4 protein-coding genes are annotated in these 22,708 nt (G+C 72.7%); all 4 read left to right on the forward strand.

The window, feature by feature from the left end; translation table 11 throughout:
- Positions 1-24: 24 nt before the first annotated feature.
- Genes ACZ7CF_RS07405 through ACZ7CF_RS07420 form a run of 4 tightly spaced genes read left to right on the forward strand, consistent with a single transcriptional unit; the run spans position 25 to position 22,656 of the window.
- On the forward strand, positions 25-19,506 hold the full coding sequence (locus ACZ7CF_RS07405; RefSeq protein WP_470369142.1) for an amino acid adenylation domain-containing protein: 19,482 nt from the start codon (positions 25-27) through the stop codon (positions 19,504-19,506).
- Positions 19,503-20,720: an MFS transporter gene (locus tag ACZ7CF_RS07410; protein WP_470369143.1), complete on the forward strand. Its 1,218-nt coding sequence runs from the start codon at positions 19,503-19,505 to the stop codon at positions 20,718-20,720. The genes ACZ7CF_RS07405 and ACZ7CF_RS07410 overlap by 4 nt, the downstream gene beginning before the upstream one ends.
- Positions 20,717-21,907, forward strand: coding sequence for a cytochrome P450 (locus tag ACZ7CF_RS07415; RefSeq protein ID WP_470369144.1), 1,191 nt, complete (start codon positions 20,717-20,719; stop codon positions 21,905-21,907). Before ACZ7CF_RS07410 ends, ACZ7CF_RS07415 begins: the two co-directional genes overlap by 4 nt.
- Positions 21,904-22,656, forward strand: coding sequence for a thioesterase II family protein (locus ACZ7CF_RS07420; RefSeq protein ID WP_458432392.1), 753 nt, complete (start codon positions 21,904-21,906; stop codon positions 22,654-22,656). Before ACZ7CF_RS07415 ends, ACZ7CF_RS07420 begins: the two co-directional genes overlap by 4 nt.
- Positions 22,657-22,708: the final 52 nt, after the last annotated feature.

Consider the following 22,708-nt stretch of genomic DNA (forward strand, 5'->3'; position numbering starts at 1 on the left):
CACGATCGGGAGGACAGGTCGACCATGAGCACCGGCGAGATCGAGCACACGAGCACCTCCGCCGACAGGGACGAGCTCCTGCGCCGGTGGCTCAGCGGCGGCGTGCGGGGCAGGCGGCGGACGATGGGGCGGGCGGACCGGTTCGCGCCGCTGCCGCTGTCGCACGGGCAGCGGCAGATGTGGTTCCTCAACCGGCTGGACCCCGGCAGCGCCGAGTACCTGGTGCCGCTGGCGTTCCGGTTGCGCGGACCGCTGGACGTCACCGCGCTGGAACGGGCCTGGGAGCACGTCGTCGCCCGGCACGAGGTCCTGCGCACGCGGTACGCGGTGAACGGCACCGAGCCCGTGCAGGTGATCGACCCGCCCGCGCCGGTCGCGCTGCCGGTCACGCGGGTGTCCGATGTGGACGAGGCGGTGGGCGAGGAGGCCGTCGCGCCGTTCGACCTCGAACACGACTGGCCGGTGCGCGCGAAGCTGTGGCGCACCGGGCCCGAGGACCACGTGCTGACGCTCGTCTTCCACCACGTGGCGTTCGACGCCTGGTCCACGCGCGTCGTCGGCGAGGAGCTGGAGGCGCTCTACACGGCGTTCACGCGCGGTGAGCCCGCGCCGTTGCCGCCGGTGCCGACCCAGTATGCGGACTACGCCGTGTGGCAGCGCGAGGACCCGGCCCTGGAGCAGCAGCTCGCCTACTGGCACGAGCAGCTCGCCGGCATCGAGGTGGCCGACCTGCCCGCCGACCTGCCGCGGCCCGCGGTGCGCGACGCCGCCGGTGACGCCGTGGAGTTCGCGGTGCCGGCCGAGGTCGCCGGCAGGATCAGGGCGGTGGCCAAGGAGTACGGCACGACGCCGTTCGTCGTGCTCCTCACGGCCTTCCAGGTGCTGATGGCCCGCTACACCGGCCGCTCCGACGTGCCGGTCGGCACCACCGTGTCCGGCCGGACCCGGCCAGAGCTGCAGGGCATGATCGGCTACGGCGTCAACAACCTCGTGCTGCGCGCGCGGTGGGAGGGCGACCCGTCCTTCCGCGACCTGCTCGTCCAGGCACGCGGCACGCTCGCCGACGCCTACGACCACCAGGCCGTGCCCTTCGCCCGGCTCGTCGACGACCTGCAGCCCGAGCGGGACATGTCCCGCACCCCGCTGTACCAGGTCGCGTTCACCATGCACGACCGCGGCGGCGCGCCGTTCGGGCTGCCCGGCGTCACCGTCGAGCCGCGCACCGCCACCGGGCGGGTGGCCAAGTGCGACCTCGAACTGCAGATCAACGACCTGCCCGACGCCTCGTTCGCGGGGCAGCTGGTGTACGCGACGTCGGTGTTCCACGAGGAGACCGTGCAGCGCGCCGCCGGGCACCTGGTGCGGTTGCTGGAGTCCGCGCTGGCCGACACCGCGCTTCCGGTGTCCCGCCTGAACATCCTTGACGACGCGGAGTACGCGCTCGTCACCGGCGTGGTGCCCGGTCTGGGCAGCCCGGTGACCGACTGCGTGCACACCCTGTTCGAGGAGCAGGCCGCCCGCACGCCGAACGCCGTGGCGATCGTCGCCGGCTGCACCAGGCTGACCTACGCCGAGCTCAACGCCCGCGCCAACCGGCTGGCGCACCACCTGCGCGACCTCGGCGCCGGGCCGGAGACGCTGGTCGGCGTGCGCCTGGAACGCGGGCCCGACCTGCTGCCGGCCCTGCTCGGCGTGCTGAAGTCCGGCGCGGGCTACCTGCCGCTGGACCCGGTGAACCCGGAGGACCGGCTGCGGTACGTGCAGGCCGACGCGGACGTGTCCGTCGTGGTCGACGAGGAGCTGCTCGCCGCACTGCCGGACGGGCCAGACACCAACCCCGTGAACCGGTCCGCTCCCGACAACGTCGTCTACACGATCTACACCTCCGGCTCCACCGGCAAGCCCAAGGGCTGCGTGCTCACCCACGCCAACGTCGTGCGGCTCATGCGCACCGCCCAGGAGCACTACGAGTTCAACGAGTCCGACGTGTGGTCGATGTTCCACTCCTATGCGTTCGACGTGTCGGTGTTCGAGATGTGGGGCGCGCTGCTGCACGGCGGCACCCTCGTCGTCGTGCCGCGGGAGGTGACGCGGTCACCGGAGGACTTCCTGGACCTGCTGGTGGACAACGAGGTCACCGTGCTGAGCCAGACGCCGTCGGCGTTCCGCTCGCTCGTGTCCGCCGCCGCCGACGGCGACTCGCGCATCGACCGGCTGGTGCTGCGGGCGGTGATCTTCGCGGGCGAGAAGCTGGAGATGCCCGAGCTGCGGCCGTGGACCGACCGGCGCGGCCTGGACGAGCCGGTGCTCGCCAACATGTACGGCATCACCGAGACCACCGTGCACACCACGTTCTACGAGGTGCGGCCGGGAGACCTGGAGCTGTCGGCCGGCAACCCGATCGGGCGGCCGCTGGGCGACCTGAACGTGTACCTGCTCGACGCGCACGGCGGGCTGGTCCCCGTCGGCGTGCCCGGTGAGATCCACGTCGGCGGCCCCGGTGTGGCCCGCGGGTACCTGAACCGGCCGGAGCTGACCGCCGAGCGGTTCGTGCCGAACCCGTTCGGGCCGCCCGGCTCGCGGCTGTACCGCAGCGGTGACCTCGCACGGCGCCGCCCGGACGGCAGCCTGGACTTCCTCGGACGCGCCGACCACCAGGTCAAGATCCGCGGCTACCGCATCGAGCTCGGCGAGGTCGAGCTCGCGCTGACGGCACTGGACGACGTGCGCGACGCCGTGGTGATCGCACGCGACGAACGCCTCGTCGCCTACGTCGTGCCGGTCGCCGGAGAGCTGGACACCGCGTCGGTGCGGACGGCGCTCGGCCGCGACCTGCCGGACTACATGGTGCCGGCCGCGTTCGTGCGGCTCGACTCGATCCCGTTGACCCCGAACGGGAAGCTCGACCGCCGCGCACTGCCCGCACCCGACCTCGGCGCGTTCGCCCACGGCGAGTACGTGGCGCCGCGCACGCCGGTCGAGGAGCAGGTGGCCGCGGTGTGGGCGACGGCGCTGGAGGTGGAGCGCGTCGGTGTCCACGACGGGTTCTTCGACCTCGGCGGCGACTCGATCCGGGCGGTCGCGCTGGTGGGCGCGCTGCGGGCGGAGGGCTTCGACCTCGCCGTGCGCGACGTGTTCGAGCGCCGCACGGTCGCCGAGCTGTGCGAGCTGCTGACCGGCCGCACCGCCCTGGTCGCCGCGGACGACGCGCTGGTGGAACCGTTCGCGCTGATCTCGGCGCAGGACCGGGCTGCCCTGCCGGACGGCGTCGTCGACGCCTACCCGCTGTCGCAGATCCAGACCGGCATGGTCATCGAGATGCTGGCCGACGACAGCAAGAACAACTACCACAACTGCTCCTGCTTCCGGATCCTCGACGACCGCCCGTTCTCGTGGGAGGCCTTCGAACGCGCCGCGCGGATCGTGGTGGAGCGCCACGACATGCTGCGCACGAGCGTGCACCTCACCGACTACTCGGTGCCGCTGCAGCTGGTCCACGCCACCGCGACCATGGAGGTCGGTCAGCGCGACCTCGGCCACCTCGACGAGGAGGGCCAGCTCGCGACGCTGCGGGAGTGGGTGCGCGAGCAGCGCGCCACGCCGTTCGACCTCACCGAGCCCACGCTCATGCGGTTCCACGCCCACCTCACCGGCACCGACCGGTGGTGGATCTCCATCACCGAGTGCCACCCGGTGATGGAGGGCTGGAGCTACCACTCGCTGCTGATGGAGCTGCTGCGGTTGTACCGCTCGATCCGCGACGGCGTGGAACCCGAGCCCCACGACCGCCCCGGCGTGCGGTTCGCCGACTCGGTCGCGGCGGAGCTGGACTCGCTGGAGTCCGGTGTGGACGGTGCGTACTGGCGCTCCGTCGTCACCCGCTACCCGAAGGTCACGCTGCCGGCGGGCTGGGGCGAGGAGCCGGGGACGACGCACCACGTGCGGGTCTCGTGGGAGGACCTGGAGCTCGGTCTGCGGGCGCTGGCCGCGGACGCCGGTGCCTCGCTCAAGGCCGTCATGCTGTCGGCCTACCTCAAGGTGATGAGCCAGCTGACCGACCTGCCGTCGTTCCACGGCGGCCTGGTCTACGACGTGCGGCCCGAGGTGCTCGGCGCCGACCGGGTGTTCGGCATGTACCTCAACACGCTGCCGCTGCCGTTCGACCGCGGCGCGCCCTCGTGGCTCGACCTGGTGCGGCAGGTGTTCGCGCAGGAGGTCGAGTCCTGGGAGCACCGCCGGTACCCGCTGCCCGCGGTGCAACGCGAGTACGGCGCGGCCCAGCTGATCGACGTCTTCTTCAACTACCAGGACTTCCGCCAGGTGGACACCGGGCTGGTGGACGCCTCCGTCGGCATCGACGACAGCCCCACCGAGTTCCCGCTCACGATCTCCTCGCGCAACAAGCACATCTTCCTCACCGCCGCCTCGTCGTCGCTGAGCCTCGCCAACACCGAGCGCATCGCGGCGATGTTCCGCGCGGTGCTCGCGGACATGGCCGCTGACCCGGCGCGCGACGCCCAGAAGACGTTCGTCGCACCGGAGGAGACCGCGCGGACGCTGGGGGAGTGGGCGGTCAACCCCGCCCCCGCGGTCGAGAAGTGCACCTACGAGCTGTTCGAGGACCAGGTCGCCCGCACGCCGGACGCCGTCGCCGTCACCGACGGAACCCGGCAACTGTCCTACGTGGAGCTGGACGCGCTCGCCAACCGGTACGCGCACCGGCTGCGCGGCATGGGCGTCGGTACCGAGTCCGTGGTCGGCGTGCTGCTCGACCGCGGCCCCGACCTGCTGGCGTGCCTGCTGGGCGTGTGGAAGGCGGGTGCGGCGTACCTGCCGATGGACCCGTCGTTCCCGGCCGGCCGCGTCACCGGCGCGCTCGCCGACGCCGAGGCCGCCGCGTTCGTCACGCAACCCGGGTACACCAACGACTTCGCCGGCCCGACGCTCCTCGTCGGCGTGGACGACGTCTCGGCCGAACCGGCGACCGCTCCCCAGCGGGTCGCCGACCTCGACCGGCTCGCCTACGTGATCTACACGTCCGGCTCGACCGGCCGGCCCAAGGGCGTCCAGGTGCCGCACCGCGGCCTGGTCAACCACGTGTGGTGGGCCGTGCAGGAGCTGGCGTCGCAGGGCACCGGTGGCGCGCCGCTGTTCTCGTCGATCGCCTTCGACCTCGTGGTGCCGAACCTGTGGGCGCCGGTGCTGGCCGGGCAGGCCGTGCACATGGTGCCGCAGGACACCGACCTGGCCGCGCTGGGTGAGGCGCTGTCCGGCCCGTACAGCTTCATCAAGCTCACGCCCGCGCACCTGGAGGTGCTGACCCACCAGCTGCCGCCCGAGCAGGCCAACGCGCTCGCGTCGGTGCTGGTGGTCGCGGGTGAGGCGCTGACCCGCCGGGTCGTCACGGCGTGGCGCGAGCTGGCGCCGGACGTGCGGCTGGTCAACGAGTACGGCCCGACCGAGACGTCCGTCGGAACGTGCACCCACCCCGTCGAGGGCCCGATCACCGCGGAGGTCCAGCCCATCGGGCGGCCGCTGCCCAACGTGACGATGTACGTGCTGGACCACCGGCTGGAGCCGGTGCCCGTGGGCGTGCCCGGCGAGCTGTACGTCGGCGGCACGGGTGTCGCACGCGGCTACGCCGACCGGCCGGAGCTCACCGCGGAACGCTTCCTGCCCGACCCGTATGGGCCGCCGGGAGCGCGGCTGTACCGCAGCGGCGACGTCGTCCGCGTGCTGCCCACCGGTGACGTGGACTTCCTGGGCCGCGGCGACGGCCAGGTCAAGATCCGCGGCTACCGGGTGGAGCTCGGCGAGATCGAGGCCAGGATCGCCGAGGACCCGCGCGTCACGGACGTGCGCGTGGTGCTGCGCGAGGACAACCCAGGTGAGAAGCAGCTCGTGGCCTACCTGGTCGGCGCGGACGCCGACCCGCAGGAGCTGCGCGCGCTGCTGGAACCCGTGCTGCCCACCTACATGGTGCCGTCGGCGTTCGTCCAGCTCGACGCCATCCCGTTGAACGCCAACGGCAAGGTCGACCGGGCCGCGCTGCCCGCACCCGGCGCGGACGCGTTCGCGCGGGCAGTGAGCGTGGCACCCAGGACACCGCTGGAGGAGCGGGTCGCCGCGGTGTGGCACGACGTGCTCGGCGCCGACTTCGGCGTGCACGACGACTTCTTCGACCTGGGCGGCGACTCGATCCGCGCGGTCGCGCTGATCGGCGCGCTGCGGGCCTCCGGGTTCGACGTGTCCGTGAAGGACGTGTTCGGGCACCGCACGGTCGCGGCGCTGTGCGAGCGGCTGTCCGGCCGCGCCGCGGTGTCGGAGGAGACCTTCGTCGAGCCGTTCGCGCTGATCAGCGCGGAGGACAGGGTGGCGCTGCCGGACGGCGTCGTCGACGCGTACCCGTTGTCGCAGGTGCAGACCGGCATGCTGGTCGAGATGCTGGCCGACCCCGGTCGCAGCAACTACCACAACGTCAACGTCTACACCGTGCACGACGACCGGCCGTTCGACGTGCTGGCGTTCGCCCGCGCGGTGCGGATCGTCGTGGCACGGCACGACGTGCTGCGCACCAGCGTGCACCTGACCGGTTTCTCGGTGCCGCTGCAGCTCGTGCACTGGGTCACCGAGACGCCGATCGGCCGGTTCGACCTGCGCCACCTCGACGTGCGCGACCGGCGGGCCGCGGTGTCGGACTTCGTCGCCGCCGAACGCGCGGACGTGTTCGACCTCGCCGCCGGCACACCGCTGCTGCGGGTCAGCGCACACCTCATGACCGACGACGAGTGGCTGTGCTCGTTCACCCAGAACCACGCGGTGATGGACGGCTGGAGCAACCAGCTGTTCCTGATGGAGCTCGTCGAGGTCTACCGGCGGGTCCGCGACGGCCAGGAGCCCGACCGGTACGAGCCGGTCCCGGTGCGGTACGCGGACTTCGTGGCAGCCGAGCTGAGGTCGCTGGAGTCGCGGGAGGACGCCGGGTACTGGCAGCGGCTCGTCGACGAGCACGCCAAGTTCGAGATCCCCGCCGGCTGGCACGGTGACCGCACCGCCCCGGTGGCACCCGTGCGCGCCGGCACCGACTTCGGCGACCTCGCGGACGGGCTGCGCGCTCTGGCGTCGGCGGCGAAGGTGTCGATGAAGAGCGTGCTCGTCGCCGCGCACGTCAAGGTGATGAGCCAGCTCACCGGCGAGACCGCGTTCCACACCGGGCTCGTCACGCACTCCCGGCCGGAGGCGCCCGGCGCGGACCGGCTGTACGGCAACTTCCTCAACACCCTGCCGTTCCCCGCCGACCGCTCCGCGCGCACCTGGCGCGAGCTGGTGCGGCAGGTGTCCGACCGGGAGATCGAGGCCTGGGCGCACCGGCACTACCCGATGCCCGCCATCCGCGGGCACGGCGGCCGGCTCGTGGACGTGTTCTTCGGGTTCCTCGACTTCCACCGGCTGGACGCGCGGGTCGCCGAGGACGGCTGGGGCTTCAACGACGCGCCCAACGAGTTCGCGCTCGCGATCACGACGCTCGGCGGTCTGCTCGCCATCACCACGAACTCGCACGTCCTCAGCCAGGACAACGCCGACCGCGTGGCCGGGATGTTCCGCGCCGTGCTGACGTCCATGGCGGCCGAGGTGGACGGCGACGCACGGGCGGTGTACCTGCCGGAGGGCGAGCGGGACCGGCTCCTGGAGCTCGGCGGCACCAGCCCGGTGCCCGTGGTGAAGTGCGTGCACGAACTGTTCGAGGACCAGGTCGCGCGCACGCCGGACGCGGTGGCCGTGGTCGCCGGCGAGGTGTCGCTGACCTACGCGGAGCTCAACGCGCGGGCCAACCGGTGGGCGCACCACCTGCGTTCGCTCGGCGCGGGACCGGAGCAGCTGGTGGGCGTCTCGCTCGACCGCGGCCCCGGCCTGCTGCCCGCACTGCTGGGCGTGCTGAAGTCCGGTGCGGGCTACCTGCCACTGGACCCGGTGAACCCGCCGGAGCGGCTGGAGCACATCCGCGAGGACGCCGGCGTCTCCATCGTGATCACCTCGCCCGAGGTGCCGGAGGGACCGGAGACCAACCCCGTCACGGTGTCCGGCCCGGACAACGTCATCTACACGATCTACACCTCCGGGTCGACCGGTAAGCCCAAGGGCTGCGTGCTGACCCACCGCAACGTCGTGCGCTTGATGGCAACCGCTCAGGAGCACTACGCGTTCGACGAGTCGGATGTGTTCTCGTTGTTCCACTCGTATGCGTTCGACGTGTCGGTGTTCGAGATGTGGGGTGCGTTGCTGCACGGCGGCACGCTTGTGGTGGTGCCGCGTGAGGTGACGCGGTCGCCGGAGGACTTCCTCGATCTGGTGGTGGATACCGGGGTCACGGTGCTGAGCCAGACGCCGTCGGCGTTCCGGTCCATCGACCCCGAGGACCCGCGCACCGGCCGGTGGTCGGTGCGGACGGTGGTCTTCGCCGGTGAGAAGCTGGAGATCGGCGAGCTGCGGCCGTGGCTGGACCGGGTCGCCCTGGTCAACATGTACGGCATCACCGAGACGACCGTGCACACGACCTACCACCGCGTCGCCGCGGCGGATCTGGCCGGTGGCAACGCCATCGGCTCGCCGTTGCGCGACCTGTCGGTGCACCTGCTGGACCCGCACGGGCAGCTCGTGCCGTTCGGGGTGCCGGGCGAGATCCACGTCGGCGGTCCCGGTGTGGCCCGCGGGTACCTGAACCGGCCGGAGCTGACCGCCGAGCGGTTCGTGCCGGACCCCTTCGGTGCGCCCGGCTCGCGGCTGTACCGCAGCGGTGACCTCGCGCGGCGTCGCCCGGACGGGAGCCTGGACTTCCTCGGACGCGCCGACCACCAGGTCAAGATCCGCGGCTACCGCGTGGAGCTGGGCGAGATCGAGGTCGCGCTCAGCTCGCTGCCCGGCGTGCGGGAGGCCGTCGTGGTCGTGCGCGACGACCGGCTCGTCGCCTACGTCGTCGGCGCGGACGGGACCGACCTGCGCCCGGCGCTGGCCAGGAACCTGCCGGACTACATGGTGCCGTCGGCGTTCGTGCCGCTCGACGCCATCCCGTTGACCGCCAACGGCAAGCTCGACCGGCGCGCACTGCCCGACCCGGACGCCGGCGCGTTCGCGGGCACCGGTCACGTCGCCCCGCGCACCCCCGTGGAGGAGCGGATCGCCGCGGTGTGGCGGGACGTGCTGAAGCTCGACCGCGTGGGCGTCCACGACGGGTTCTTCGAGGTGGGCGGTGACTCGATCCGCGCGGTGCGGCTGGTGGGCGCGCTGCGTGCGGGAGGCGTCGACCTGTCCGTGCCCGAGGTGTTCGAGCACCGCACGATCGCCGGCCTCGCCTCGATCGCGTCCGGACGCGCGGACGTCACCGCACGTGGACCGGTCGAGCCGTTCGAGCTGGTCAGCGCGGCGGACCGGGCGAAGGTGCCCGCGGGTGCCGCCGACGCGTACCCGATGTCGCAGGTGCAGACCGGCATGATCGTCGAGCTGCTGACCGAGGACGACGCCTACCGCAGCTTCGCCTCCTACCGGATCGCCGGGCCGTTCTCGGCGGACGCCCTGCGCGCGGCGGCGCGGATCGTGGTGGCACGGCACGACCTGCTGCGGACCTCGTTCGACCTCTACACGTACTCCGTCCCGATGCAGGTCGTGCACGCCGAGGTCGACGTCCCGGTGACCGTGCACGAGGTGCACGGCGAGGACGCGTTGATGGAGTCGCTGCTCGCCCAGCGCAACGCGACCTTCGACCTGGACTCGGCGCCGCTGCTGAAGATCGCCGCGCACCTCACCGGTGACGACGGCTGGTGGCTCTCGCTGTGCCGGCCGCACGCGATCGTCGAGGGCTGGAGCCACAACTGGCTGCTCGCCGAGCTGGTCGACTGCTACCGGCGGCTGCGCGACGGCCTCGCGCCGGCACCGCACACCCCGCCCGGTGTGCGGTACGCCGACTACATCGCCGCCGAGCTGGCGTCACTGGAGTCCGAAGAGGACGCCGCCTTCTGGCGTGATGTCGTGCACGCGCACGCCCCGGTGACGCTGCCGGAGCCGTGGCGCGGCGAGGAACCCGGCGAGAGCTACGACGTGCCGGTGGCGCTGGACGAGCAGGCGCTGACGGCGGTCGCGGCCGAGCTGCGCGTGTCGGTGAAGACCGTGCTGCTCGCCGCGCACGTCAAGGTGATGGGGCAGCTGACCGGGGCACCGGCGTTCCACGTCGGCCTGGTGTGCGACGCGCGGCCGGAGCTCGACGGCGCCGACCGCGTCTACGGCATGCACCTCAACACCGTGCCGTTCCCGGCGGACCGGTCCGCGACGACGTGGCGCGAGCTGGTGCTGCGGGTGTTCGACCGCGAGGTCGAGCTGTGGCCGCACCGCCGTTACCCGATGCCCGCGATCCAGCGCGCCTGGCCGGGCGGACGGCTCGTGGACGTCGCGTTCAACTACGTCGACCTGCGGCACGAGGAGTCCGCCGGCGAGGACGTCGAGTCCCGGTACGCGGTGTCGCAGACCGAGTTCGGCCTCACGCTGCACTGCCGCCCGAACCGCCTGAACCTCACCGCGAACACCGCCGTGCTGTCCCGTGCGGACGGTGCGCGGCTCGGCGAGATGTACGCGGCGGTGCTCGACGCGATGACCGCCGACCTCGACGGTGACGCCCGCACGACCCACCTGCCCACCGGGGAACGCGCCCGCCTGCTCATCGAGGCGTCGGCGACCGAGCGGGAACCGGTCGACCTGTGCGTGCAGCAGGAGTTCGAGCGCCGGGTCGCGCTCGCCCCGGACGCCATCGCCCTGACCTCCGACGACTACGCGGCGACCTACGCCGACCTCAACGCACGCGTCAACCGGTTGGCGCACCACCTGACCGGCCTCGGCGTCGGACCCGAGACGGTCGTCGCGATCTGCCTGGAGCGCTCACCGGAGCTGGTCACCGCCGTGCTCGCGGTGCTCAAGGCGGGCGGCGCCTACCTGCCGCTCGACCCGGAGACCCCGCCCGCGCGCCTGGAGTTCATGCACTCCGACGCCGGCGCGCGGCTCCTGGTCACGCGGAGCTCCCTGCTGGACCGGGTGTCGCACGAGACGGTCGTCCTGGTCGACGAGCCCGCACTGCAGGACCTGCCCGACACCGACCCCGCCCCGCGGGCCACGCAGGACAACCTCGCGTACGTCATCTACACGTCCGGGTCCACCGGCCGGCCCAAGGGCGTGATGGTGCGCCGCGGCGGCATGGGCAACCACCTGCTCGCCAAGGTCGAGGACCTCGGGCTCACCGAGCGGGACAGCGTGGTGCAGAACGCCTCGCCGTCGTTCGACATCTCGGTGTGGCAGATGCTCGCACCGCTGGTCGTCGGCGGCGAGGTCCGGGTCGTGGACGGCGACACGGCGCTCGACCCGGACGCGCTGTTCGGCCTCGTGGCGCAGGAGCGGATCACCGTGCTGGAGGTCGTGCCCTCGCTGCTGCGCACCGCGCTGGACAGCACGGGCGCGGACGGCACCGGGCTGCCTCCGCTGCCGCACCTGCGGTGGCTGATGGTGACCGGTGAGGCGCTGCCGGCGGAGCTGTGCCCGCGGTGGTTCACCCGGTACCCGCGCATCCCGCTGGTCAACGCCTACGGCCCGACCGAGTGCTCGGACGACGTGACGCACGCGTTCCTGACCGAGCGGCTGCACGGACGGCGCGTGCCGATCGGTGAGGCCGTCCGCAACACCCGCCTCTACGTGCTGGACGCCCGGCTGGAGCCGGTGCCCTCCGGTGTCGCGGGCGAGCTGTACGTCGGCGGGCTCGGCGTCGGTCGCGGCTACCTGAACCGGCCGGACCTCACCGCGGAGAAGTTCGTGCCCGACCCGTTCGGCCCGGCGGGCGCGCGGCTCTACCGCACCGGTGACCTCGCGAGCTGGCGGCCGGACGGCGCACTGGACTTCCTCGGCCGGATCGACGACCAGGTGAAGGTGCGCGGCCACCGGATCGAGCTGGGCGAGATCGAGGCGGAGCTCTCGGCGTTCGACGAGGTCCGCGAGGCGCTGGTGGTCGTGCGCGACGACCGGCTGGTGGCCTACTACACCGGTGGGTCACCGGCGCGGGAGGAGCTGCGCGACCGGCTCGCCCGCACGTTGCCCGACTACATGGTGCCGGCGGCGTTCGTGCGGCTCGACGAGTTCCCGTTGACGCCCAACGGCAAGCACGACCGCAAGGCGCTGCCCGAACCCGGTGACGACGCGTTCGCCCGCGGCGAGCACCTCGCGCCGCGCACGGAGACCGAGGCCCGCGTCGCCGAGATCTGGCGGACCGCGCTCGGACTCGACCGAGTAGGCGTGCGGGACGGGTTCTTCGACATCGGCGGTGACTCGATCCGCGCGGTCGGACTGGTCGGCGCGTTGCGGGCCGAGGGCTTCGACGTCGCCGTGCGGGACGTCTTCGAGGCGCGCACGGTCGAGAACCTGTGCCGGCTGTTCACCGGTCGCGGCGTGGCGGCCGAGCAGGAGTACGTCGAGCCGTTCGCGCTGGTCTCGGCGGAGGACCGGGCGTTGCTGCCCGCGGACGTCGTCGACGCCTACCCGGTGGGCCGCACCCAGCTCGGCATGATCATCGAGATGCTGGCCGACGACGGCAGGCACCCGTACCACATCATCAACACGTTCCGGGTGACCGAACCCGAGCCGCTCGACCCCGCCGCGCTCACGGCGGCCGCCCGCGTGCTGGCCGACCGGCACGAGGTGCTGCGCACGTCGTTCCGGCTCACCGGCTTCTCCGAGCCGCTGCAGCTCGTGCACGGCAGCGCCGACCTGCCGGTCGAGCTCCGCGACGTGCGCGGACTGTCCGAAGAGGACCTGGTCGGCGTCAGGCAGGAGCTGGCGGCCGAGCAGCGCGCCGCGGTGTTCGACGTCGCGAGGGCACCGCTCATGCGGATCATCGCGCACGTCGAGGCCGACGACGCGTGGTGGGTGACCTTCACCCAATCGCACGCGATCACCGAGGGCTGGAGCTACCACCTGCTGCTCATGGAGCTGCTGGACGTCTACCGGGCGATCCGCGACGGCGCCGAACCCGAGCCGTACGACCGGCCGCGGGTGCGGTTCGCCGACACGATCGCCGGTGAGCTGGCGGCACTGGGCTCCGCGGCGGACCGGGCCTACTGGCAGCGCGTCACCGGCACGCAGGCGCCGGTGGTCATGCCACCGGAGTGGGCCGGCGACTCCGACGAGCGCGTCTACGTCGAGGTGCCGTTCGACGACCTCGGCGCCGCCCTGCGCTCGGCGGCCAGCGCCGCCGGTGTGTCGATGAAGAGCGTGCTGCTGGCCGCGCACCTCAAGGTGATGGGCCAGGTCACCGACGAACCGGCGTACCACACCGGCCTGGTGTGCGACGTCCGCCCGGAGGTGCTCGGCGCGGACCGGGTGCCCGGCATGTACCTCAACACCCTGCCGATGGGCGTCGACCGGTCGGCGCGGACGTGGCGCGAGCTGCTGACGCAGGTGTTCGACGCCGAGGTCGAGCTGTGGGCGCACCGGCGGTACCCGATGCCCGCGGTCCAGCACGACTGGGGCGGCGGCCGGCTGATCAACGTGCTGTTCAACTACCTCGACTTCCACCACGTCGACACCGACCGCGTCGCGACCGGCACCCGGATGAACATCGGCCCCAACGAGTTCGACCTGTCGATCTTCAACCGCGGCGACCGGCTCTGGGTGAACTCGCACGAACGCGTGCTCAGCCGCGCCAACACCGAACGCCTCGCCGGCATGTACCGCGCGGTGCTCGAAGCCATCGCGTCCGACGTGGACGGTGACGCGCGGGCCGTGCACCTGCCGGCCGGTGAACGGGAACGGCTGCTCGGCTTCACCGACGCCGTCGCGGAACCGGTGTCGTCCTGCGTGCACGAGCTGTTCGAGCAGCAGGCGGCGCGCACCCCCGACGCGGTGGCCGTGGTCGCCGGCGGGGTGTCGCTGACCTACGCCGAGCTCAACGCGCGGGCCAACCGCCTGGCGCACCACCTGCGTTCCCTGGGCGCCGGGCCGGAGCAGCTCGTCGGCGTGTGCCTCGACCGCGGTCCCGACCTGCTGCCCGCACTGCTGGGCGTGCTCAAGTCGGGCGCGGGCTACCTGCCGCTGGACCCGGTGAACCCGCCGGAGCGGCTGGAGTACGTCCGCGAGGACGCCGGCGTCTCGATCGTGGTGGACGCGGAGATGCTGGCCGCTCTGCCCGAGGGGCCGGACGCGAACCCCGTGTCGCTGACGGTGCCGGACAACCTGATCTACACGATCTACACCTCGGGTTCGACCGGCAAGCCGAAGGGCGTCTGCCTGACCCACAGCAACGTCGTGCGGTTGATGGCGACGGCGCAGGAGCACTACGCGTTCGACGAGTCGGATGTCTTTTCGTTGTTCCACTCGTATGCGTTCGACGTGTCGGTGTTCGAGATGTGGGGTGCACTGCTGCACGGCGGCACGCTTGTGGTGGTGCCGCGTGAGGTCACCCGCTCGCCGGAGGACTTCCTGGACCTGTTGGTGGACACCGGGGTCACGGTGCTGAGCCAGACGCCGTCGGCGTTCCGGTCCATCGTCGCGTTCGCGGACGACCCGCGGATCACGCGGCTGTCGGTGCGCGCGGTGGTCTTCGCCGGTGAGAAGCTGGAGATCGGCGAGCTGCGGCCGTGGGTCGAGCGCGTCGGGCTCGGGCGGGTCGCGCTGGTGAACATGTACGGCATCACCGAGACGACCGTGCACACGACCTACCACCGGCTGTCCAAGAAGGACACGCTGCCCGGCGCGGGCAACCCCATCGGCCGACCGCTGAGCGACCTCGCCGTGCACCTGCTGGACGCGCACGGCAACCTCGTGCCGATCGGCACCCGCGGCGAGATCCACGTCGGTGGCCCCGGCGTGGCCCGCGGCTACCTGAACCGGCCGGAGCTGACCGCCGAGCGGTTCGTGCCGGACCCGTTCGGACCGCCCGGATCGCGGCTGTACCGCAGCGGCGACCTGGCCCTGCGGCGACCGGACGGCAGCCTCGGCTTCGCCGGCCGGGCCGACGACCAGGTCAAGATCCGCGGCTACCGGGTCGAGCTGGGCGAGATCGAGGCGGCACTGGTCGCTCACCCGGACGTGCGTGACGCGGTGGTCGTGCTGCGCGACGAGTCGCTGGTCGGCTACGTCGTGCCCGCGGGTGACCCGGCCGGACTGGACGCTGCCGCAGACCCGGCCGGGCCGAACCCCACCGGCCTCGACCCCGCCGACCTGCGGGCCTGGCTCGGCCGCACGTTGCCGGACTACATGGTCCCGGCCGCCTACCCGGTGCTCGACCGGATTCCGCTGACCCCCAACGGGAAGCTGGACAAGCGGGCACTGCCCGCACCGGACCGGGGCGCGTTCGCCGGTGCCGAGTTCGTCGCCCCGCGCACGCCGGTCGAGGAACGGGTCGTGGCGATCTGGCGCGCGGTGCTCGGCGTCGACCGGGTCGGGCTGGCCGACAGCTTCTTCGACCTGGGCGGGGACTCGATCCGCGCCGTGATGGTCGTGGGGGAGATGAAGGCCGCCGGGATCGCGGTGACCGCCCTCGACGTGCTGCGGCACCAGACGATCGCCGCGGTGCTGGCGCTGTCGTCCCACGACGCCGGTGCCGAGCCGGTCGAACCGTTCGCGTTGCTCTCCGACGCCGACCGGTCGCTGCTGCCGGACGGGCTGGTGGACGCCTACCCGCTGACCCAGCCGCAGACCGGCATGCTGGTGGAGATGCTGGCCGGGGACGGCCCGCGCAGCTACCACCGGGTGGCGTCGGCGCGGATCACCGAACCGTTCTCCCGCGACGCCCTGCACCGCGCCCTCCACCTGCTCGTGTCACGGCACGAGGCGCTGCGGACGTCGGTGGACCTCGACCGGTGCTCGGTGCCGGTGCAGCTGGTGCACGCCTCGGCCGAGGTGCCGTTGAAGGTGGTGGACCTGACCACGGCCGCTGACGCGGACGAGCAGGTGCGCGCGGCGTTGCGCGGTGAGGCGGAGACCGCGATCCCGCACTCCGCGGCACCGTTGCTGCGGCTGACCGTGCACCGGCTCGCCGGCGGGCAGTGGCAGCTGACGATCACCCAGTCGCACGTGGTCATCGACGGCTGGACGTTCAGCACCCTGCGCGCCGAGCTGCTGGAGACCTACCGCGCCGTGCGCGACGGTGCCGACCTGCCCGCGTTCACGCCGTCCCGGCTGCGGTTCGCGGACACCGTCGCGGCGGAGCTGCGCGCGCTGCGGTCCACTGAGGACCGCGCGTACTGGCAGGACGTCGTCGACGGGTTCGAACCGTTCGCGCTGCCCGACGGATGGGGCGGTTCCGGTGAGGACAGCCACCTCCGCGTGCCGCTCGACGACCTGTCGGAGGGGCTGCGCGCGGTCGCCGCGGCGGCCGGGGTGCCGGTGAAGAGCGTGCTGCTGGCCGCACACCTCAAGGTGCTCAGCCAGCTCACGCCCGCGCGGCGGTTCCACTCGGGGCTCGTCACGCACTGCCGCCCGGACGGCGGCGACCGCGTCTACGGCACGCACCTCAACACCGTGCCGTTCCCGGTGGAGGTCACCTCGTCCTGGACGGACCTCGCCCGGCAGGTGTTCGACCGCGAGCTGGGGATGTGGCCGCACCGGCACTTCCCGATGCCCGCGATCCAGCACGAGCTGGCGGGCGGCGGGCGGCTCGTGCAGGTCTACTTCAGCTACGAGGACTTCGGCACGCCCGACGTGGCCGCCGATCCCGCGGAGGGCTTCAGCCACGACGAGTTCCCGCTCGCCGTGACGGCCTCCGACACCTGCCTGTTCCTGGCGTGCGACGGCGCGGTCCTCAGCCGGGCCAACGCCGAGCGGCTCGCCCAGATGTACCGGGCGGCGCTGGCGTCGGTCGTCGCGGGTGAGGACTGCGGGACCTACCTGCCCGAGGGCGAACCGGTGCTGCCGGTCGGCCCGGAGCCGGCGGTGTCCAGGCCAGCCCCCGACATGTTCGAGTCGCACGTCCGGGCAACACCGGACGCACCTGCGGTGACGTTCGAGGGCGCCACCGTGTCGTACGCCGAGCTCGACGCGCGGGCCAACCGCGTCGCCCACCTGCTCCGCGCGAAGGGCGTGGGCACCGAGTCCCTCGTGGGCGTGCTGCTGGACCGCGGGGTGGACCTCGTCGCGGCGCTGCTGGGCGTGTGGAAGGCGGGCGCGGCCTACGTGCCGGTGGACCCGTCGTTCCCGGCGGCGCGGGCGGAGGAGATGCTGCGCGGCTGTGCGGCAGTGCTCGACGCGCCGGCGCTCGACGGGCTCGACGCCTTCCCGGCGACCACGCCGGATCGTGCGACGGACCCCGGCCACCTGGCGTACGTGATCTACACGTCCGGGTCGACCGGCCGTCCCAAGGGCGTGCAGGTCACCCACGGCGGCCTGGCGAACTTCCTGGCCTACGTGCGGGCCGAGTACGTGCGCGACCGCGGTGCGCCGCTGTTCGCGTCGATCGCCTACGACATGGTCGTGTCCAACGTGCACGGACCGCTGACCGCCGGTGCGCCGCTGCACCTGGCGCCGCGCGACCTCCCGCTCGACGAGCTGGGCGACTGGCTGGTCCGGCAGGGCCCGTTCGACTTCGTCGAGCTGACCCGCAGCCACCTGGAGCTGGTCACCGGGCAGGTGCCGGGCGTGCTCGCCCGCGACCTGGTCGTCGGCGGCGAGGCCGTGTCCGGTCACGTGGTGGCGTCGGCGCGCGGCCTGGTCACCGGTCGGATCGTCAACTCCTACGGACCGACCGAGACCACGGTGACGTCCAACGAGTTCGTCGTGCCGGACGGCGCCGACGCCGTGCCGATCGGCACGCCGCTGCCCGGTGTCTCGACCTACGTCCTGGACTCCGCGCTGCGACCGGTGCCCGTCGGCGTGCCCGGCGAGCTGTACGTCGGCGGTGCCGGGGTGGCTCGCGGCTACCGGGACGAGCCCGCGATGACCGCGGACCGGTTCGTACCGGACCCGTTCGGCGCGCCCGGTTCCCGGCTCTACCGCACCGGCGACCTCGCCCGCGTGCTGCCCTCCGGTGACGTCGACTTCCTCGGCCGCGACGACGGCCAGGTGAAGATCCGCGGGTTCCGGGTGGAGCTCGGCGAGATCGAGTCGGTCCTGCGGGAACGGCTCGACGACGCCCGCGTCGTCGTGGACTCCGGCCGGCTCGTCGCCTACGTGGTGGGGGAGCGGGACGACCTGCGCCCGTGGCTCGCCTCCCGCCTGCCCGCCCACCTGGTGCCGGCCGCGTTCGTGCCGGTACCGGAGATCCCGTTGACCGCCAACGGGAAGCTCGACCTCCGCGCGTTGCCCGCGCTGGACGGGTCGGCGTTCGCGCAGCGGTCCTACCAGGAACCGATCACCGACACCGAGCAGTGGCTCGCCGACGTGTGGGCCGAGGTGCTCGGCCTGGAGCGGGTCGGTGCCGCCGACCGGTTCTTCGAGCTCGGTGGCCACTCGATCCTGGTCTTCCAGGTGATCGCGGCGGCCCGGCGCGCGGGACGGGCGCTGTCGTTGCTGGCGATGTACGCCGACGACCGCCTTTCGGCCGTGGCCGCGGCGATCGACCAGGCACGGCCGGCGCCGGTCGAACACAGCGTGGCGGACGTGAGCGTGACAGACGTGAGCGTGGCGGTGATCCGCGGTGGTGAGCTCGCCGAGGCCCGCACTCGCGGCGCGGTCAGCGCGGACACGGTGTTCCAGGTCGGTTCGCTGAGCAAGCCGGTCACCGCGTTCACCGCGCTGCGGCTGGTCCAGCAGGGCGTGCTCGACCTCGACGCGGACGTGAACACCCACCTGACGAGCTGGTCGGTCCCCGCCGACGGCCGCGTCACCCTGCGGCAGCTGCTCAGCCACCTGTCCGGGCTCGCCCCGGCGCCCAACCCGGGCTACGCCGAGCTGCCCGGACTGGCGGAACTGCTGCGGGACGTCCGGCTCGAAACGCCGCCCGGCGCGATGTTCCGCAAGGCGGACGTCAACTACACGGTCGTCGAGCAGCTCCTGGAGGACGTCACCGGCCGGCCGTTCGCCGAGCTGGTGCGGGAGCTGGTGTTCGCACCGCTCGGCATGGCGCGCAGCGGCTACGGCCCGGCGACCGGACCGGCGGCCCAGGGGCACGACCAGGACGGCAAGCCCGTCCCGTGGCTGCTGTGGCCCGCCGCGGCGAGCGGTCTGTGGACCACGGCGGGCGACCTCGCGTCGTTCCTGCTGGAGGTCCGCCGGTCGCGCCTCGGCCACGCCGGTGCGCTGCTGTCACCGGAGCTGGCCGGGGAGATGGTGACACCGCAGCACCGGCACAGCGCGTACGGGCTCGGCGTGGTCGTGGACGACCTCGGCACCGACGTCCAGTTCGGGCACGGCGGCACGGGCGGTGGCTTCCACGCCATGGCGATGTGCCGCATCGGCCAGGGCACCGGGTTCGTCGCGCTCACCGGTTCCGACGCGGGCGCCGACGTGGTGAAGCAGTACACCTCCCTGCTCGAAGGCGACCGATGAGCGCGGGGGTGCTGCGGCACAACCGGGACTTCCGGCTGCTGTGGACCGGCGCGGGCATCTCCGCGCTGGGCGGCACGGTCACGACGGTCACCTACCCGCTGCTGATGATCTGGCACGACGGGTCACCGGTGCGGGCCGGGCTCGTCGGGTTCGCGGCGCTGCTGCCGATGCTGCTGCTCCAGCTGCCCGCAGGGGTGTTCGTCGACCGCTGGGACCGGCGCCGCGTGATGATCACGTGCGACGCGGTGTCGTTCCTGTCGATCGGCAGCGTCGCGATCTCGTTGCTGCTCGGGCACCTGTGGCTGCCGCACCTGCTCGCCGTGGCGTTCCTGGAGGGCAGTGCGCAGATCTTCTACCGGCTGTCGGAACGCGCGGCGGTGCGCAACGTCGTGCACCCCGACCACCTGCCGGCCGCGCTGTCGCAGAACGAGGCGCGCGGCCGTGCGGCGGGGTTGCTGGGCCAGCCGCTGGGCAGCGTCCTGTTCGCGCTGGTGCGGTGGGCGCCGTTCGTGTTCACCGCGCTCGGGCACCTCGTCGCGCTGGTCACGCTGCTGCTGATCCGCAAGGACTTCCAGACCGAGCGGGGTCCGCGCAAGAACATCAGGGCCGAGATCGCCGAGGGCGTCGGCTGGCTGCTGCGGCAGCGGTTCCTGCGCTCCGCCGTGCTCCTGGTGGCCGTGACCAACGTGCTGTTCCAGGTCCTGTCCCTGAGCCTGGCGCTGATCATCAAGGAGAACGGCGGCTCGCCCGCGGTGATCGGCGTGATCGGTGCCGCGTCCGGTGTCGGCGGCGTGCTGGGCGCGATGAGCGGCTCGTGGTTCGTCCGCAGGCTCCGGCCGGGCATGGTGATCATCACCGTGTTCGCGGTGTGGGCGCTGCTGATGCCGATGGTCGCGCTGACCTCCAGCCCGGTCGTCCTCGGCGGCCTGTTCGCCGGCATGTCGTTCGCCGGTGCCCTGGTCAACGTGATGGCCGGCGTCTACCAGGTGCAGGTCACGCCCGACGAGATGCAGGGCCGGGTCGGCAGCGTGGCCGGCCTGCTCAGCTCGGGTGCCAACTCGTTCGGCGCGCTGGCCGCCGGGTTCCTGCTGGCGTCCTGGGGGACCGGGCACACGGTGCTCGGCGTCGGCGCGGTGATGGCCGCCGTCGCCGTGACCGCCTGGCTGATGCCCGCCGTCCGCACCACCGAGTACCGGGAAAGGGTGACCGCATGACCAAGGCGATCGAGAGCCTGTTCAGCCAGTACGGGGAAACCGACCCGTACGCGCTGTACCGGCGGCTGCGCGAGCTCGGCCCGGTGCACTGGGACCAGTGGATGCGCACCTGGATCGTGCTCGACCACGAGGAGATCACCCGGCTGTCCAAGGACCCCCGGCTCTCCGGCGCCCGGATCGAGCAGTTCTACGAACAGCTCCCCGAGGGGGCGCGCACCGGGCTGGCGACGCTGAAGGACGCGCTGGCGCCGATGATGCTGTTCAACGAGCCGCCCCGGCACACCCGGCTGCGGCAGCTGTTGCGCCCCGGGCTTACCCCGCGGTTCGTCAAGGAGATCCGGTCGGTCATCTCCGACCGGGTGGAGTCGCTGCTCGACGAGGCCGCTGCCCGCGGCGGGATGGACGTGATCGCGGACTTCTCCGAACCGCTCACGCGGGACGTGGTCGGGCAGCTCGCCGGCGTTCCCGAACGCGGCGCGCACCTGCTGGAGAGCTGGCAGGGGCTGCTGCACGAGTTCTTCACCCAGTCCCGGCGCGAGGTGCCGCGGGTCGCCGCGCTGCGCGGCCTGTTCGACGAGGGCGCGCAGGCCCGCCGCGACGGCACCGGCACCGACCTGTTCACCAGGATGGTGTCCGGGCAGCTCGCCAAGGACGACTACACCGAGGACGAGGTCTTCGCGAACTTCCTGCTGCTCATCGACGCGGGCCAGGCGACGACCACGCACCTGATCGGCAACGCCGTGCTCGCCCTCGTCGAACACCCCGACCAGCAGCAGCTCCTGCGGTCCAGGCCCGAGCTGGCGGCGAACGCGGCGCACGAGTTCCTGCGCTACGACAGCTCCGTGCAGTTCACCAGCCGGGTGGCGCTGGAGGACATCGAGATCGCCGGGCAGCGCATCGAACGCGACCAGTCCGTGGCGCTCGTGCTCGGCGCGGGCAACCGGGACCCCAAGCGCTACGCCGACCCCGACCGGCTCGACGTGACCCGCAGGGCGCACGACCAGCTGTCGTTCGGGCACGGCATCCACTACTGCCTCGGCGCCTCGCTGGCGCTGGCCGAGATCGAGATCGCCGTCTCCCGGCTGCTCGGCCGGTTCTCCACCATCGAGCTGCTGGACCGGTCGCCTGCCTGGCTGGAGAGCATCAACTTCCGGTTCCTGCGGCACCTGCGGATCGAGGTCCGGTGACGGGCCGCTGGTTCCGCGCGTTCGTGCCCCGTCCGCACGCACCGCGGCAGCTGGTGTGCTTCCCGCACGCCGGTGGCGCTGCCAGCGCGTTCCGCGGCTGGGCCGAGCTGCTCGGACCGGCCGTCGAGGTGGTGGCCGTGCAGTACCCCGGACGGCAGGACCGCATCGGCGACCCGCTGCCCGCCGACCTCGCGGAGCTCGCGACGTGGGTGGCCGAGCAGGTCGAACCGCGGCTCACGCGCCCGACCGCGTTCTTCGGGCACAGCATGGGCGCCGCGGTAGCGTTCGAGACCGCACGGCGGCTGCGGCCGCGGTTCCCGTCGCGGCTCGCCCGGCTCTACGCGTCCGCCTGCGACGCCCCACCCGCGCACCGCCGCCGCACGACCGACCACAGCGACGCCGAGATCCGCGAGTACGTCCGGTTCCTCGGCGGTTCCGGCGCGGCGCTGCTCGACGACGCCGAGCTGTGGCAGCTGTCGTTGCCCGCGCTGCGCAACGACTTCCGCCTCATCGAGTCCTACCGGTACACGGCGGGCGCACCGCTCACGTGCCCGGTGACGGCGATCGCCGGCGACCGCGACGAGTCGGTGGCGCTCGCGGACGTCCTGCGGTGGCAGGAGATCACCATCGGACGGTTCGAGGCGACCACACAGCCCGGCGGGCACTTCTACTTCGACGACTCCGCGGCGGGACTCGCCGAGCTGATCAGGGCCGAGGAGAACTGGGCCACCGGTATGGCCGCGATATAGCCCGAGTATCGGGACCGGCGGGAGTTTCGGGACGGCAACCGTCCCAACGCGC

Source organism: Lentzea sp. NPDC036955 (assembly GCF_055608005.1).